We start from the raw sequence: 16142 nt of genomic DNA, 5'->3' as shown, positions 1-16142 counted from the left end.
CGTCAGCCTCGACGGCGCGATTTTTGGCGGCCTCGCCGGGATGCGTTATCACCGCAAGGTTGACCGTGTCGGCCTCGGCCGCTGACGTCAACACACACCATCACCACAACAGGAATGACCGCTCTGAAGGAGACACCATGATCGACAACGCAACTGCCAACAGACTCTTCGACGTCAAGGTCGTTGACCCACACGGCGCCAAAGTCGGCACCGTAAAGCAGGTCTACCTCAACAACGAAAACGGGCTGCCCCTGTTCGTGTCCGTGGCGACTGGGCTGTTCGGAACTTCCGAGTCCTTCGTGCCGCTGCAGGACGCCACGTACGCCGGAGACGAACTCCGCGTCGGCTACGACAAAGACAGGATCAAGGACGCCCCTCGCATTGACGCTGACGGCGACCTGTCCGAGGACGAGCAGGAGCGCATCTGGGACTACTACGGCCTGACCGCCACCACAGGTGCTCCGACAAATGCTGCAGCCGACAACACCCAAACCACACACGCACCCAACCACGACATCACCCACGCTGACGACGCGGTCACCCGATCCGAGGAACGCCTCAACGTCGGCACTCAGAATGTGCAGACCGGCCGGGCCCGCCTCCGCAAACACATCGTCACCGAGCAGCAGACCGTCACCGTCCCGGTACAGCATGAAGAGCTCCGCGTCGTGACCGAGCCCATCACCGAAACCAACGTCGGATCAGCGACCGACAGGCCCGCACTGTCCGAAGACGAACACGAAGTGACCCTGCACGAAGAGCGCGTCGTCGTCGACAAGGAAACCATCCCCGTCGAGCGGGTCCACATCGGCAAGGAGACCGTCACCGAACAGCAGCAAGTCACCGAGGACGTCTCCCACGAAGAGATCGAAATCGACGAAGACGACACAAAACACCGCTAACTCCCCGCGCACCACCAACACTGGTGGCGGCTCTCCAACGAAGAGCCACCACCGTGGTACTGATGGTGGTGCCGGTTCCTTCCCGGGAATCGTGCATGAGGGAGTGATGGGGGCGGCCGGGACCAAGTAGGGATTGGTCCCGGCCGCATCTTTTCTCGTAGGGCCGGTGCTGATCAGGGTGTCTACACAGATGGTGAACTGCGGCCCAGCAATCGCCACACTGGGCTACCTACCGGGCACCTAACGAATCCGCCAACTTGGAAGCTTCAACGAGCGCCCGCCGGATTGCCGGTGCCCTCCGCCAGATCAAGCCGCCCGCGGCCAGACCCGACGTCCTCGACGAGCTCGCCGACGCGCAGAAACCGGCGAATGTGAAGCGGCCCCGGTCTCTGGGGGGAACCAGACCGGGGCCGCTGCAGCTCGAGCGGGCTGGGGCTGCTCGAACCACGCGCGCCCGGTTTCGAGGGGGGACGTTCCCGAACGCGGCAACCACGCTACGCACCACCACCGAGACCCAGCAACCCGAACCGGCGATGAGGTCACTGGGACCTCCACACGGTGCCGCACAGCAACCACACCCACGCAACGGTCTCTGCCTGCCCGCTCCACCACTCGATCGGGGCAGCGCCACCGGTCGACATACTCTCCATCTGTCGGGCGACCCGATGTCTTCATCCGCAACGTTGCATCCGGTTGCACCCGGTTGCACCCGATCAACTCGGCTGAGCCCGCGGCAGTGGTCCGCCGCGCATCAGCGAGCTCGTCGACAGTCGGCCCGCTGCTCAGAGCGCACCGCCATGACCAGCATCGAAAACACCCGGATCCGTCACGTGCTCTATCGGTAGGTCCGCAGCAGGCACATACTGAGCGTGATAGCGGAACCCGAATCCGCAAGCGGCGGGGACATCCCCAGCCCACGGGGAGGAAGCGCCACCCTCACGTCAATTGCACGTCGACGCTTCCTTCCTGTCCGATTTCACCCCCACAACTCGTCCAGCCACGATTCGGGTCAATGGCCGGACGAGCAGGGACGTGCACGTCCCCGCGAGCCGGGCAACTCACCCCGCCCGGCTCGCGCACGACCGCACCCCATGCCGTCCACACGCAACAGGACGCAACGCATCAGTGATGGCCCGTCCCACACACTCACCCGAAGAGCCGCGGAACGGGACCACCCTGACGCTTACAAACAATCTTCGACACCGACGCCACAACCGATTGGAAGTGCGCAGCACCCCGCGGCGCCGAAAGTGGCAGGAAGCGTTGACGTCCGGCGCGTGGTCGGGCGTCTGCCCGGGCATTCGGTCAGAGGTCTCCCAGATGCCGCTACCACGGAGGCGGTTGACCCTCGGGAGCGCCCCCTGCAGACGGCGAAACGGCGGGGCCGCTCGGTGTCGAGCGTCCCCGCCGCCCGTGAGAGCCCCGAAACGGAACTCCTTACTCACGGTACGAGGCGAACGCCCAGATGTACATCCCGTTGAGCACGATTCGACAAGGCGGCGCAGACGCTGCAAACGAGCGTCTCGTTCAGCGACGTTCGTACCTGGTCAGCTTTCCCGGTTTGGCGTGATCTGCGCCGACCTGGTGGTGATTCGCAGGAGTGACCGCCGCGGGCTAATGCTTCGCGCCGCTACTCCGACGGTGAATAGCACCAGCGCGGTGCTCATGCTGCTGAACCGCGTGTCGGGTTGGGCAAAGAAGGTGAGGCTTCCAGTGTGGTCGGCATAGATGTTCGGGTAGACGTAGCCAGGGATGACGCGTCAGGCAAGTGCGCCCGGCCGGCGTCGTGGGCGGTCCTGGTTTCGGATGATCTGTCGTTTGCTCTATCGGTGCGGGCGCATGCTGTGCATGACATCGGAACCCGAATCCGCGAGCGGCTGAGCGACAGGTTCAGCCCATGGGGAGGAAGCGCCTACCTGGCGTCCGTTATGCGTCGACGTTCCCTTCCTGTCCTGTGCCCCGTATCTCGTCCTGCCGTGATTCGGGTGATCGGCCGGGGAGGGCAGGGACGCCCTCGTCCTCGCGAGCGCGGCTTGGGGCAAAGAAGAGCTCAGGGGCCCTTGCCTAGTGCTAGCCGAGGAGCCCGTGGAATGGTTCGCTCGAGCGACCCAGCGGTCCGAACTTTTGGTGCCATGCCCTCCGCGATCGGCACTCCGTCCCGCTGCGCTTGCGGACACCGCCCTCGGGTCCATGAACCTATTGATCTCAGCGGACCGCGCGCTGCGGCCGCGGCAAGCCACGAAGGCCAACGAGTGAATGTCTTGACAGACGGTGCCCGTTCTGAGCCGAGAGGACTCGGGAAACTCCGAGCGAAGAGGCGTCTGATTGCATCATGCAACTTCGAGCGCGGTCCTCCTGGGCGGCTCTCCTTCCTGCTTCGGTGATTCTCGTGACTGCCGAACATGACTTGGACGGGTCCCTCTCGGATGACGAGCGTGACGCCATCGCGACGGCGCTGCCGAAGCGGCGCGCCGAGTTCGTGACCGGACGTGTGCTCGGGCGGCGGGCCCTTGCTGCCATTGGCGTTTGGGGGGCGTCGATCCCCTGTACACGGAGCGGGGCGCCGGTGTGGCCGGCAGGGTTCGTCGGGACCATCACGCACTCCATCGGCCTCCGCGCATGCGCCGTAGGGCGACGCGACGAGTTTGCTGGGATCGGCATCGATGCGACGCCCGCCTGCCCCTTGCCCGATGGCGTGCTCGAACGCGTGGTGGACGTCGGTAGTGCGTCCGTCGCCTCGAGCCTCGAAGCGCTCCGGCGACGCGGGATTCAGAGTTCGGACAGCGTGCTCCTCGCGACCGCTGAGGCTGTTGCGAAAGCACGGACGTCGGCCCACGGAGGCTGGTACGGCATCGACGGCGCAAACATCACAGTTTGCCCAGACGGTTCGTTCATCGCCAGTGCACGCCGGGGCCCGAGGTTCGCTGGAACCGGCAGGTGGTCGGTGGATGGAGGCATGGCGCTGGCAGGCATCACGCTCGACGAGCACTGAAGCCGGAGCACATGGACGCGGCGGAACGAACAACGAGAGGACAAAGACCATGGGGCTGCAGAACGACACGTCGATCGATAAGTTGTTCGAACGGTACGCCGACCGTCCGGCACTGCGGCAGTGCTCCGGAGTAGGCATCACGGACACGAGCTTCCGGGAATTGTGGGGTCGGGCAAGCGCCCTGGCAGCAGCGCTTGGTGAAACCGTGCGTGCCGGCGACAGAATCGCGGTGCTCGGCGCTGTGAGCGCTGACCTCGTCACGCTCGACCTTGCGTCGTGGATCCTCGGCGCGGTGAGCGTCCCGCTGCAGGTGAGCGCATCCGTCGACACCCTGCACGCGATCGTCGACGAGACAGTGCCGGTCTGGATTGCTGCCACTTCCGAGCAGCTCGCGACGGCGGTGACGGTTGCGGAGACATCAGGAGAAGGCGTTCGGACGATACTGCTCGACGCCGGCGCCGACGCCGACGCCGACGTGACACTCGACCAGCTCGTCGCTCGCGGCGTCGGCTTGCCGCGGCTCAGCCCGTGGCACCCTGCACCCGGTGAGGACCCCCTGGCGCTGCTGCTCTACACGTCCGGCAGCACAGGCACCCCAAAGGGCGCGATGTACACGCGCTCCATGGTCGAGCGGCTGTGGCATGCGTTCCAGCCCGACCCTGCCGTAGACGCTGACGCATCTTCGAGCTCCGACTTTGGAGACACCAGCCTCGTCGGGTACGCGTACCTCCCGATGAGCCACCTCACCGGCCGAGCGGCTCTGTTCGGGACGCTCGGCCGTGGTGGGACGGTCGCGATCGCGACCTCGACGGACCTGTCGAGGCTCTTCGACGACCTCCGAGCCTTCACTCCAACTGAGTTCGTCTTCGTGCCGCGCGTCGCGGAGATGGTCCGGCAGGAGGGCGACCGTGAGGAAGAACGAAGGGTCGCCGCCGGCGGCGCGGACCGAGCAGCGGTCCGCGCCGCGGTCCAGGCGGACCTCCGGGTGCGTGCGCTTGGAGGACGGATCGGTCAGGCCATCTGCACCAGCGCCCCGCTGATGCAGGAGCTCCGCACCTACCTCGAGGAGTGTCTCGGAACGACGCTGCACGATCTGTACGGGTCGACTGAAGCGGGCAACATTCTCCGCAATGGGGTCGTCCAGCAGCCGCCTGTCACGGAACACAAGCTCGTCGACGTGCCCGAGCTCGGGTACCGCATCACCGACCGTCCGTATCCGCGGGGCGAACTGCTGGTGAAGAGCACTGCCGTCATCGCGGGGTACTTCCACCGGCCGGACGTCACCGCCGCGGTCTTCGACGAGGAAGGTTTCTACCGAACCGGTGACGTCATGGCGCAGATCGGACTCGACACCTATGCGTACGTAGACCGTCGGAACAACGTCATCAAGCTGTCGCAGGGCGAGTTCGTTGCGGTGGCGCCGCTCGAGGGGACATACGGCGGGACGCCTGAGGTGCACCAGATCGCACTGCACGGCGATAGTCGGCACGCGTTCCTCGTCGCGGTCGTCGTGCCGGCGGCCGCGGGGGTCTCAGAGCGCGATGTCCTTACCGGCCTCCAACGCACCGCACGCGAGCATGGCCTCGCGCCCTATGAGGTGCCCCGCGGCGTGATTATTGAATCGCAGCCGTTCACTGTCGAGAACGGGCTGTTGTCCGACGCCCGTAAGCTCCTGCGCCCGCGCATCATGGAGCGGTACGGTGAGCGCTTCGCCGCCCTCTACGACGCCGTCGCCACGCAGCAGAACGGCACGCTGGTGGCCGCCCTGCGCGAACGCGTCGACGAAGAAGCGACGGTCGATATCGTGGTGCGCGCGGCGCGCGAGTTTCTCGGCGCCGACGTGTCTCCGGCGACCGCCGCGGCGTCCCGGTTCTCAGACCTCGGTGGGGACTCGCTATCCGCGCTGACGTTCTCCGGGATCCTCGAGGACGTGTTCGACGCCGAGGTGCCAGTTGGCGTCCTCACTGATCCGACGAACGACCTCGCCGCCGTCGCCGCGTTCGTCGAGCGCTCCGCCTCCGACGACCGTCCGACTGTGACCCGTGTGCACGGTGCCGATGTGCTCACGCTCCGCGCCAGCGACCTGCTTCTCGACCGGATGCTCGGCGGCACACCTGAACCGGTCCCCCGAGCATCGACGGCTCAGGCACGGCCCCGCACCGTCCTACTCACCGGTGCTAACGGCTACCTCGGCCGGTTCATGGCCCTCGACTGGCTCGAACACCTTGCTCAGATCGACGGCACGCTGGTGTGCATCGTGCGAGGTACCGACGATGCCGACGCCCGGCGCCGCCTCGAAGATGCCTTCGCGGCCGACCCCGCGTTCGCCGAACGCTTCGCCGAACTGTCGGACTCGCTCGAGGTGCTGGCCGGCGACGTCAGCGAGCATCACCTTGGCCTCGACGAGCAACGGTGGCAGGGCCTGGCCGCCACAGTGGACCTCGTCGCGCACGCAGCTGCTCTGGTGAATCACGTTCTCCCGTACACGGCGCTGTTCGGTCCGAATGTCATCGGCACCGCCGAGGTCGTCAGTCTGGCGGTCGCCGCCGGCAGCGTGCCCGTCACCTTCGTCTCCAGCGTCGCCGTCGCTGGCGGTGCACGGCCAAACGCTGCCACAGGACCAGCCCCGTCCGCACTCGACGAGCACGCCGACATCCGCGCCACAATCGCCGAGTGGTCCGTCGGCGACGAGTACGCCAACGGATACGGGGCGAGCAAGTGGGCGAGCGAGGTCCTGCTCCGCGAGGCGCACGACCGCCACGGCGTTCCCGTGGCCGTGTTCCGCTCTGACATGGTCCTGGCGCATCCGCGCTGGCGAGGCCAGGTGAACCTCCCCGACGTGTTCACCCGACTGATCTGGAGTGTGCTCACCACCGGGATCGCACCCGTGTCCTTCGTCAAGCGTGGGCCAGACGGTGAGCGGCTGGCGTCCCACTACGACGGGCTGCCGGCCGATTTCACGGCCGCTGCGATCAACGAAATCGGCGCTTCGCTCACCGCGGGGTACCACACCTTCAACGTCGTGAACCCCCATGACGACGGTGTATCGCTCGACACGTTCATCGACTGGCTCAGTGAGGACGGGCACACCATCGAGCGCGTCCCGAACTACGCGGAGTGGGCGAACCGGTTCCGCGAGGCCTTGGGAGAGCTACCAGACGAGGACCGCGCCCGATCCGTCCTGCCGCTGATGCAGGCGTTCGCCGCACCTGAAGAACCACACGCCGGCTCGCTCATCCCATCCCACGCATTCTCCAAGGCCGTTCGGTCGGTCCGGCCACTCGGAACGTCAGAGGTCCCGTCGCTCGACCACGCTTTCATCACGAAGGCGGCGAACGATCTCGCGTTCCTGGGGCTACTCAAGCCCACACAGCAGGCGTCAGCTACCTGAGTCCGCGGCCGCGGAAGGCCAGAGACGCTGCCGCCGTCGTGGGTGAGGTCAGTCTTGTGGGGAAGGGGGAGTAACCGCGCATAGCGGAGATCGACTATGTCTTCACCCGGCCTCCGTGCAGCAAACCTCGTACGGACAGAGATCACCGACATCACGGTGAAGGAAGCGTGGACCGGACCGGCTCGGCTGCAGCTGTTCGCGCACGCCTTGGCGCCGATGACGGACCTGCCCGTCCTTGAGGTCGTCAGCGCCTCGCACATCGTCGCTGACCTGGCCCTCGCTCCCGTGCAGCACGCCTACGACTAGCTCGCCGCCGCGAACGCGCAGGCGGCTCAGTAGCGTCACGGTTACGACCACTCCTCCCCCGACTGTACCGCGTCCGGTCCGCCGTCGCAGCAGCACCCGTACGCACCTCGTCGATGCCGCCGAAGCGGTGTTCGACGACACCGGCACTACCGCGATCAGCGTCGAAGCGATCGTCAGCGGACGTTCACTTTCCCGCTCGAACCCGGGGACGGATACATCATCGACAACGAACGCTACCTCCACGGCAGGCTCACGTTCAGTGGCGCACGTGAGATGCTGCGGACGCTGATGCTCTAATCCTCACCTGATCCTCCACAGCGCCTTCGACAGGAAGAGCGCCCGACGGCTGGCACCTGGTAGGTGCCAGCCGTCGCCTCTCCGCTCATATGGCGCTTGCGGTCACGGACAGCGATCAGGTGTCAGACTTCCCAGTCCGACGAGTACGTTCGCCCCTGGAGCAAAGTCGCGAGTTCGGCGTGCACCGTCATGGTCTTCTCCAGCCGAGCGGCTCGTTCAGCGGTCAGCGACTCCACGTCCCAGTCTCGTTCCGAGAAGTACGCCGCGTACGGGTTCACGACGCACTTGAAGTCGAGCATCAGGGATTGGCCGAGCGCCGCGGTCGCCATGTAACTGTGCGGCAGGCCCGCGGCACACACGAACGTGATCACCTTGTCGAACCACGCCGCACGACGCCCGTTTCCGGTTGCGCCCGTGGCCTCAATCAGCGACTTGACGGTCGAGGACGGCGCCCAGTTGTAGATCGGGAACGCCAACACCACTCCGTCAGCCTCACGGATGAGAGCGTGGAGGGCGCGGATCGACTCACTGTCGAAGACTCGGTCGTTGTCGAATGGCGGCAGGTCAACTGCTGCGAGATCTATGACCTCCGATTGGTGTCCAGCCACGGTGAGCAGCGTGGCCGACCGCTCGGCAAGACGGCGACTGATGCTGGCCGGGTCGAGACTGCAGGAGATGACCGGCAAACGCAGAGAGATCACCTCTGCACGGTACCGAGCGGAGACAGTACACAGTAATGACATTTGCCCAACCGTCGTCTCGTAAGACCGACGAACCAGGTGCACTTCGACATCGAGGTGGAGGACGACCGGCTAGCTCGGGATATCTGGTGCTATCGCCCGCTTGCGCGGAGTAGCTGCGTGATCCAGATCAGAGTCGAGCGCTTGCGCGTCATTCCAGATGGCGGCGAGACGGGAGAGGGCGGCGTCAACGGCAGCGTCCGTGGCACCGAGCTCGACGTAGGTCTCCTGCAGAGTGAGTTGGGTGAACCGGGACGGTGGGCGAACCATCGGTCCGACAGCCTCTCGATCCGTCTCGTGTGCGGCGGCGGCGCGTCTGGTGGGGATGATGCTCGTCATCGATCTGCCGGACAAGGTGACCCCGGTGCGGGCCCAACCGTGCACGTCTAACGGCAACAGCAGCTGCTCTGCCCTGCGCCACTGCCCGGGGAGTAGCTGCTCGCAGTCATGCTGGTCGAGGTTGCCCTTGGTCGGGTCGAGCATGCCGATGACGTCGCCTCTGAATCCGGCCCAGGCCGGGCCCGCGATCCGCAACCACCGGGTCACAGCACACGCCGCACACGCGGCTGGGTCGTCGGCGGAGGGGACGACCGTGCCGCGGATGCGCACGATGCTCGTCACTGCGACATCGTCTGCCGTGACAGCTTGCGCCTGCTGGCGGGTGAGGTGGAGGACGCCGAGGAGGACGATGAGGAACGCGTCGCGGCGGCCGCGGAGTCCGATCGGGTACCGGTACTTCGGGATCGCCGCGAGCACTGCTCCGACGGCCGCATGGTCGGGGACTTCTGGTCGCGGCCACACCCGCGCCGGCACCATGGGTATCGGATCTGCCAGGCCCGCTGCGAGGTGGTGCGCACGGATCGCGTGCCGGCGGAGCCGCTGCGTCGAAGCAGCCCCGGGAAACTGCTTCAGGAACTGCTCGATCGTTGCTGCCGTCGCCGGGAGCGGCTGGTGTCCCGTCGCGGCGCACCACGCGGCGAATCGGCCCCAATGCGCCTCGAGCAGCGCCCTGCTGCCGGGTCGGGGTTCGGGGCTGCGTTCGGGGGAAGTTTGGGCGGTCACAAGCGCATCCGGGTGACGGCGTTGCGGACCAGGGGCGTGTACTCGCGGTCGTAGATCTGCAGGGTGGCGGCGTTGGTGTGGTGGGTCTGGTTCATGATCTCCACATCCGTCGCGCCCGCGTTCCGCGCCTCGGTGACGAACCCGGCACGGAGCGAGTGCCCGGACCACCCCTCCTCCCCCAACCCCGCCGCTCGCGCACGGCGCGCGACGGCTTTCCCGACCGTTGTCGGGCTGATGCCGGTGTCCCGGAACAGACCCCACTTCGACACTGCGCGGAAGAACGGCATCGACGGCGGCAACCGGTCCGGCCCGAGCCCGTCCGTGCAGACGTGCACGGCGAGCGACGCATCGGTCAGCGCAGCGAAGAGGCCCACTTCCCCACGAGCATCCTGCGCGGCCATCAACCGGGAGAGTCGAACGAACGCGCACGAAGCGCACGTGACCGGATTCGCCCCCTGCTGCAGCACCTTGATCCGGCCGAGCCCGTCCTGGTCCGTCTTCGACCGCCGCACTCGCGCGTAGACGCCCTCGCCATCGACGAGGCGGAGATCGGCGACGGTGAGTGCGGTGAGCTCGGACTCGCGGAACGCACCGACGAACCCGAACAGCAGCAACGCGTGATCCCGGGTCGCCAATGCCCCGGCTTGGAGGTCGGTGACGTCGATCGTCAGCAGGGTCGTCTGCAGGGTCTGCAACGTCATCGGCTTCGCGCGCCGGACCGGCACTGACCGGGTCCGGCGGATCCCCTTGAGGACGTCGCGGACGATCGGGGTGGAGCCGGGTGGGGTGTGGCCGCGGCGGGTGTGTTCCCAGTCGATCGCGGCGACGTAGCGGCTGATCGTCGCCGGCGCATACCGCTGCCCACGATCCGGCAGAACAGCATTGGCCTTGTCCGCGAGGAACGCTGCGACCTCGGCAGGGTCGACCGGCGCCGTCGACATCTGCTCGAGCTCGTGCGCCTCGGAGATCTCGTGGTCGAGGAAGCCGGCGCGCCACCGGGCGAACTGGCGCAGGTCCGACCGGTACGCACGGACCGTGTTCAGCGACAGGGACGCCTCAGCGAACACCTGCGGCGACGCGTCCGCCTGAACCACCACGTTGCCTCGATCAACCGGGTTCCCCTCCCCCGCTGCCATGCGAAGCCGCGCGAATGCCGTCCGGGACCGCTCCGCCGCCGCACGCTGCTCCGCTGACGCAGCCCGGTCGCGCACACCACGCTGCGCGAGGACCGTCGCGGGATCCACAGCGGCAGCCTCGACTCCTACGTCCTCGTTCACGTGGCCTCTTCTCCTGGCGGCGCCGGCACTGTGCACACGTCCTGCCTCAGTTCCGATAATAGTTCTTCTCGGACCAAATTGGCGGGGCTGGAAGCGCCCATCCTTCGGTGTAGCGGCAGATTCGGCACCCAGGCGAGCGATTCGGCACCTTGGACATCGTCGAGAACACCGACCTCACGCTCAATGAATGGCGCGACGCCTGCAGGAAGCTCACCGCCCACCTGCGCGCTAACTACGAGGGACTCCCCAAGTGGGCCCGTCAGCCGTATTTCGGTGAGGACATCTGGCCGCTCGCAACTGCGTCCGGGCGGAACCTCCATGAGGATCCCCAGGTGTACTTCGGCATGACTGAAGAACAGGCGAAGCGCTGGCGGCACGTACGCGGGCAAATCTAGGTCGTACAATCGGAGTCGGACCTGACCCCCTCGCTCATGCGCTGATGAAGCAGCCCAGCGTGGCGTACCGCTACCTTGCCGTCACCGCCGCCTCCACCTGACTACCCCGCAGTCCGCACCGGGAAGCCTCCTCCAACGCAGACCTACGGACGTCGCGCGGCGCCGAGCTTTCTACGGCGAAGGGGCGATCCGGCGCGCACCATGCCGCAAGGCTCCCGCATAGACCGGCATGGACAGCAAGGACACCTACTTCCGTCTCCCCACGCCCGCTGAAGCCGCAGCAGCCGAGGAGGTCGCCGTTCCGCGAGCTCCTCGGCTGTCGCGTCGGTCGCTCGTGCCGGCGCTCTGCTGGCTCGCTGGCGGGCTGTTCTTCCGGTTCGTCGTCGGATGGCACGGCGACCTCACCAGGTGGATCATCATCCTTGCTGCCATCGTGGCTCTCGCCAGCTTCGGCCGCTTCGTGATGAAGGTCTCGGACTACCGCGCGAAGCTCCGCGACTACCGCTTGCGACGGGCAGAGCAGGCAGCTCCCTGACCGTCTGCGCATAGACCCAGCATGGCCACCACTCCCTGCCCGTCGTTGTCCTCGAGGACGCGGGCAAGAGCAAGCACCTCCGCTTCAAGGGCGTCGTCGGTGGTGGTTCCCTGGAAGTGACGGTCGCCGATCTTCGCGACGCGAACAGCGGCGAGCGACGCTTCTTCGCGTCGCTCCGAAGGCAGCAGTTCGTGACCGTGGACGCCGCAGGGCTCGGCAACCTCGACCGTCGCTACCGCGTACGCTTCGATGTTCCCGCCATCACGGACCTCCCGGCTCCGCCTCTGAAGGCGAGGGCCACTCCCCCGCGGGCGAAGAAGAACCGGCGCGGGTAGCGGTCAGTTCGGTACCGACGTACCCTCCGAGGAGTTCTCCACAGCAGGGTTGGTCGTCGGACTCGATACCCACGCACTTTTCGTGGGTGTCTGGTCCGTTTTCGTGGGTACCTGGTCCTCGGCCCGTGGGTATCCGGTCCGCTTGGTGTGGGTATGCAGTCCCAGGAGCACAGCACCGCTCCCCCGCCGATCGCTATCAGCATGCGGATGTGACCTCGCTCGAACGCGGCCCCCTGTAGTGCTTCCTGTAGCTCTATCCGGTAGCTGATTTACGAACTAACGAAACGCAACCACAGAGGGGGCGCCAAGTTTTCCACAGACGGGTGCTTCTACCCCTTCCATTGGAGGAAAGAGAGTCACTCAGGCCGCCGCACTTCAGGACCATATAGCCACGGGCTTCGCCTGTGATTCCATGCGTGAGCTCTGCGCCGGTGGGAGGACTAGATACCCACGTTCGAAGACGCCTGTCACCTCAAGGTGCGAGTCGAGGACTTCGCTGTCACTGAGGACCGGATACCCACGCCCGCTCGTCTTGCCCGGCACGCCGACTTGCCCGCAACTAGTGGCTCGCACCCCGGGGACCAGATACCCACGCGGTGCTCCGCGGTTTCCGACCGGGAGGACCAGATACCCACGCCGGCTGGTGGACCTTCGCGGTTGGCAAGGACCAGATACCCACACGACGTGCCAGCGGGCGTCCCGGCGGGTACCTCACCTAGCTGTCGACCGGAGCGGGGTGGGCGGGCGGACCAGATACCCACGCCCGGGGCTTTATCGCATTCTACGCCGGAAGGTAACCGCATGAACTGGTGTCGCAGGGGACCAGATACCCACGACCGCGGACCAGATACCCACGCCTGATGAGCTCGCGGCGCTGGGTGCGGAGAGGACCAGATACCCACGGCGCAGGGTGTACGCCAGCCGTCCGGAGTGCGCGCGGAGGGGACCGGATACCCACGCGCGCCGTCGACGGACGCGGTTTCCAGCTCACGTGGGTATCCGGTCCCCTCGAACGCGAAAAGAGAGGCGCCCGTAGGCGCCTCTCTCCCGTCGTTTCTCTGGCCGATTAGGCTCCGACCTCGCGTCGAGGCTTCGTCGGCTCCACATGGGGCGGAGACGGCCGGAGGATGAGGTACTCGGACGTCGGTTCGACCCGTGCTTCTGGGTAGATGATCTTGATGGCCCGCAGGTGACCCTCGAACGCCGCCTTGAACTTGTGGGGCTGCGTGTACTGCGCGCCGAACTGCAGGTTGAGGTCGTTCCACTTGATGCGGGTGGGCTTACGCAGGTAGAACATGCGGTACGTGAGCCACAGGTAGATGTCCATGCGCATCGCTGACTTCCCCATCGCCTTCATCGCGTTCAGGTCGATGGGGACCGGCGAGGAAACGATGGAGTCGTAGAACCGCTCGGAGAGGGTCACCGTGGACTGCCAGAGCCCTTCGTTGTCCTCGACGTCGTCCTTGCCGAACCACAGACGGACGCTGTCAGCGATGCGGAAGTACTCAATGGCTTCCCCGTGACCGTCCGGGCGGATCTCGAGACCCTCGACACTGAGGTTCGCGCCGAAGAGCCGCTTCAGGCCGTCCGCGACCCGCTTCGCGTCCCGTCCACCGTGTGCGAGGCCGATCTTCTCCATGAACGCTTTCATGGAACGGCCGAGCTCGAGCTGCTTGCTCTGCGTCAGCACCGCTTCTGTTGCCATCCAGTTCATGGCCTGGCGCGGCAGGACACCGTATGGGTAAGCAGGTGTCCGCTCTCCGGTCTGTGCGTCCAGCAGCAACGCCGGCTGCATCATCAGCGAGACGGACCCGTTGCGACGCTCCCAGTATGGGATGTTGCCGGGGTTGCGGTAGGGCAGCGAGACCTGCGCCCAGATGCGCGCCGAGTACCCGATGTCCATGGCGTCCTCTTCGCCACCCTCGAGGTTCGCCGCGTAGTTCACTAGCCGCGCCGTTGTCTCGTCGATGAGGATTGGCGCGTCGGCCGGCACGTCGATCAGTGTGATCTCGGTTGCGAGGGTGTCGGTCATCAGGACCTCCCGGGGCATGATGGAAGCAGTGGTCGCGCGGAAGCGGACTTGGTCAGTGCGTCCCACCCGGCAGAGCGCACTGTGCCTGGCGCTCCCCCATCCGAGTTGGTACTCGCACAGCGTGGCTGCGGATCAGATACCCACGTTGGAACTTGCCCGGCGTGTCGCAGTGTTCCTCGCCGGCGTCTGTACGAACCCATGCCTCTGATCTACGGGATCCGGCCGACATTGCCGGGCGCGGATGACCAACGAAGTCAGTTCTCGCGCCGAATCGGCCGTCCGCGCGGAGCTTGCTTCATCCGCTTCGGGAACGGCTGCCCGCCGTTGTAGGTGTCCTGCAGACGCTTTGTCTCCCCCAGGTAGATGTCCACCAGGATGTCCTTCGGCGTGGTGTAGCCCTCGTGCAGGGACGCTGCCGCGAACGCGTCGTTGAACGCGTCGCGATCGCCTCGACGAATCTCGAAGGTGACCTTGACGATGTCGTCGGGGTTCTCCTCCCCCGAGTCGCCGTACCGACGCCTCGTGTACGGCGTCGTCGGGCCCTGCGCTGACTCAGCGGCCTGCCGCTGCCGCTGCCGCTGCCGCTGCCGCTGCTGCTGCGTTTGCGGAGCGGGGGCAGCCGCAGGCTCGACCACCGCCGGTGGGACGTCCTCGGCTGCTGCAGTCGACGGCTCCGGCTCACGGAACGTGACGGCCGGCGCCTCGGAAGGCTCGACGGTCATTACCGGGTCTTCGACCTCGGACTCTGGAGCGGACGCGATGGTCTGCTGCACTGCGCGCCGCGGCGCCGGGGGTGGTGGCGCAACCGTACGGGAAGGCTCGATCGGCTGCTCGACCTGCTGCTGCGCCGTTCGATTCGCGCGGAGCAGGGACCCCGCCCCTCCCCCGCTGTTCGGACGGCTTGGCGGACCGGAGATGATGCGGCCTGCGTCAGACATTCGCTTCCTCCGCCGCGTCAGCCTCAGCCTCGGTGAGTCGAGCGGTGAGCTCCTGGGTCACTGCGTACAGGCTGTCTGCAACGTTGCCGGCAGCCTGAGGGCCAGCGGAAATGTGCTTAGCCCCGCGGCGCAGAGCCTCGTACCACTTTTCCTGCTTCTGGACACTTTTCTCGAGCTCGTGGACGAGGACTCGCTTTTTCCTCGCGGCCTTCGCGGTTGCGCCTGAGTGGCGGACGTAGCTGGTGAAGATGAACTTCCGAGCTTCTTCGCTTTCCAGGGCCTCGACAACGTCGTCGGCGAACTCCTGCCGCACCTTCGTCTCAGACGTACTCGAGTCGAAGTTCACCACGCCGAGGAGGTCCACGTCGGGGTTGATATCCACGACCTTGTCGAGGCGCCGAGCGGTCAGTCGGAGACCATCGATGCTCGCATCGTCAGCCTTCGCTGGGATGAGGATGTAACGAGCGGCCGCGACAGCAAGCATCTGGATGCTGTCGATGTTCGGCGGGCAGTCGAGCAAGATCAGGTCGTAGTCGTCGGCGATGACAGACAGAGACGTGGCAAGGCTGAGGCGTGCTGCGGTGCCTTCGGTGCCGGACTGGCTCATCCGAGGGCTGATGCCCTTGTCGAGGATCTCGATGTGCTCCCCTCCCGGGAGTACGTCGAGGTTCGGGCGCACCTCCTTCAGGGGCTGAAGGTGATCGCCGAAGAGGACGGCCTTCGACAGACCAGAGCCCTTGTCGTCGCCATCTGCGTACCTGTAGCTGAGGTCGAGGCCGAGGTTCCCCTGCGGGTCCAGTTCGATGACGAGGACTCGCCAACCTGCCTCGGCCAGAATCCCGCCGATGTTGGCGCAGAGGGTGGTCTTGCCGACGCCGCCCTTGTTGTTGATGACGGCTACGACTCGCTGAAGGGAAGATCGGTCAATGGTGAGTGACAT

The 16142-nt window shown here is 66.2% G+C and carries 11 protein-coding genes and 2 pseudogenes; 7 read left to right on the top strand and 6 right to left on the bottom strand.

Annotation, left to right across the window (positions count from 1 at the left end; translation table 11 throughout):
- Window positions 1-137: 137 nt before the first annotated feature.
- From KZI27_RS00065 to KZI27_RS20405, 5 genes and pseudogenes are all read left to right on the top strand, one after another.
- On the top strand, window positions 138-902 hold the full coding sequence (locus KZI27_RS00065) for a YsnF/AvaK domain-containing protein (protein ID WP_222657482.1): 765 nt from the start codon (window positions 138-140) through the stop codon (window positions 900-902).
- A 2389-nt stretch (window positions 903-3291) separates the two neighbouring features.
- Window positions 3292-3894 carry a 4'-phosphopantetheinyl transferase gene (locus KZI27_RS00060; protein WP_261783846.1) on the top strand — a complete coding sequence of 201 codons (603 nt, stop codon included), beginning with the start codon at window positions 3292-3294 and terminating at the stop codon, window positions 3892-3894.
- A 49-nt stretch (window positions 3895-3943) separates the two neighbouring features.
- Complete coding sequence (locus tag KZI27_RS00055; protein WP_222657480.1) at window positions 3944-7285, top strand: thioester reductase domain-containing protein; 3342 nt, start codon at window positions 3944-3946, stop codon at window positions 7283-7285.
- Between the two features lie 114 nt (window positions 7286-7399).
- A pseudogene (locus KZI27_RS00050) lies at window positions 7400-7591 on the top strand (acetoacetate decarboxylase family protein); the annotation flags it as partial.
- A 180-nt stretch (window positions 7592-7771) separates the two neighbouring features.
- A pseudogene (locus KZI27_RS20405) lies at window positions 7772-7888 on the top strand (TauD/TfdA family dioxygenase); the annotation flags it as partial.
- A 122-nt stretch (window positions 7889-8010) separates the two neighbouring features.
- Here KZI27_RS20405 and KZI27_RS00040 read toward each other — a convergent pair.
- From KZI27_RS00040 to KZI27_RS00030, 3 genes are all read right to left on the bottom strand, one after another.
- Entirely contained in the window at window positions 8011-8589 is a 579-nt protein-coding gene (locus tag KZI27_RS00040) for an NADPH-dependent FMN reductase (protein WP_261783844.1), read from the bottom strand.
- A 111-nt stretch (window positions 8590-8700) separates the two neighbouring features.
- Window positions 8701-9690: a hypothetical protein gene (locus tag KZI27_RS00035; RefSeq protein ID WP_222657478.1), complete on the bottom strand. Its 990-nt coding sequence runs from the start codon at window positions 9688-9690 to the stop codon at window positions 8701-8703.
- Window positions 9687-11003 carry a tyrosine-type recombinase/integrase gene (locus tag KZI27_RS00030; protein ID WP_222657477.1) on the bottom strand — a complete coding sequence of 439 codons (1317 nt, stop codon included), beginning with the start codon at window positions 11001-11003 and terminating at the stop codon, window positions 9687-9689. The genes KZI27_RS00035 and KZI27_RS00030 overlap by 4 nt, the downstream gene beginning before the upstream one ends.
- Window positions 11004-11116: 113 nt before the next feature.
- Between KZI27_RS00030 and KZI27_RS00025 the strand changes: the two genes are divergently transcribed.
- Together KZI27_RS00025 and KZI27_RS00020 are read left to right on the top strand one after the other, a co-directional pair.
- Complete coding sequence (locus KZI27_RS00025) at window positions 11117-11362, top strand: hypothetical protein (RefSeq protein ID WP_222657476.1); 246 nt, start codon at window positions 11117-11119, stop codon at window positions 11360-11362.
- Between the two features lie 229 nt (window positions 11363-11591).
- A complete protein-coding gene (locus tag KZI27_RS00020) occupies window positions 11592-11897 on the top strand; it encodes a hypothetical protein (protein WP_222657475.1) in 306 nt (101 codons plus the stop codon).
- Between the two features lie 1401 nt (window positions 11898-13298).
- On the opposite strand, the gene KZI27_RS00015 is transcribed toward KZI27_RS00020, so the two are convergent.
- The 3 genes from KZI27_RS00015 to KZI27_RS00005 all read right to left on the bottom strand — a co-directional run bounded on the left by KZI27_RS00015 (window position 13299) and on the right by KZI27_RS00005 (window position 16142).
- Window positions 13299-14264 carry a replication protein RepA gene (locus KZI27_RS00015; RefSeq protein WP_222657474.1) on the bottom strand — a complete coding sequence of 322 codons (966 nt, stop codon included), beginning with the start codon at window positions 14262-14264 and terminating at the stop codon, window positions 13299-13301.
- 254 nt (window positions 14265-14518) lie between these two features.
- A complete protein-coding gene (locus tag KZI27_RS00010; protein ID WP_222657473.1) occupies window positions 14519-15037 on the bottom strand; it encodes a hypothetical protein in 519 nt (172 codons plus the stop codon).
- A gap of 157 nt (window positions 15038-15194) precedes the next feature.
- Window positions 15195-16142, bottom strand: a complete 948-nt coding sequence (locus tag KZI27_RS00005; RefSeq protein WP_222657472.1) for a ParA family protein — start codon at window positions 16140-16142, stop codon at window positions 15195-15197.

This window comes from Curtobacterium sp. TC1 (assembly GCF_019844075.1).
In the GTDB taxonomy this organism is placed as follows: Bacteria; Actinomycetota; Actinomycetes; order Actinomycetales; family Microbacteriaceae; genus Curtobacterium.
The sequence above is the reverse complement of the archived record's forward strand: the minus strand, read 5'-3'. Positions and strand labels throughout refer to the sequence as shown.

What these genes read in the sequence shown, in the direction of transcription:
- KZI27_RS00005 (WP_222657472.1), bottom strand. Translation starts at nt 16,142, where the DNA reads ATGTCACTCACCATTGACCGATCTTCCCTTCAGCGAGTCGTAGCCGTC.
- KZI27_RS00055 (WP_222657480.1), top strand. Translation starts at nt 3,944, where the DNA reads ATGGGGCTGCAGAACGACACGTCGATCGATAAGTTGTTCGAACGGTAC.
- KZI27_RS00020 (WP_222657475.1), top strand. Translation starts at nt 11,592, where the DNA reads ATGGACAGCAAGGACACCTACTTCCGTCTCCCCACGCCCGCTGAAGCC.
- KZI27_RS00065 (WP_222657482.1), top strand. Translation starts at nt 138, where the DNA reads ATGATCGACAACGCAACTGCCAACAGACTCTTCGACGTCAAGGTCGTT.
- KZI27_RS00015 (WP_222657474.1), bottom strand. Translation starts at nt 14,264, where the DNA reads ATGACCGACACCCTCGCAACCGAGATCACACTGATCGACGTGCCGGCC.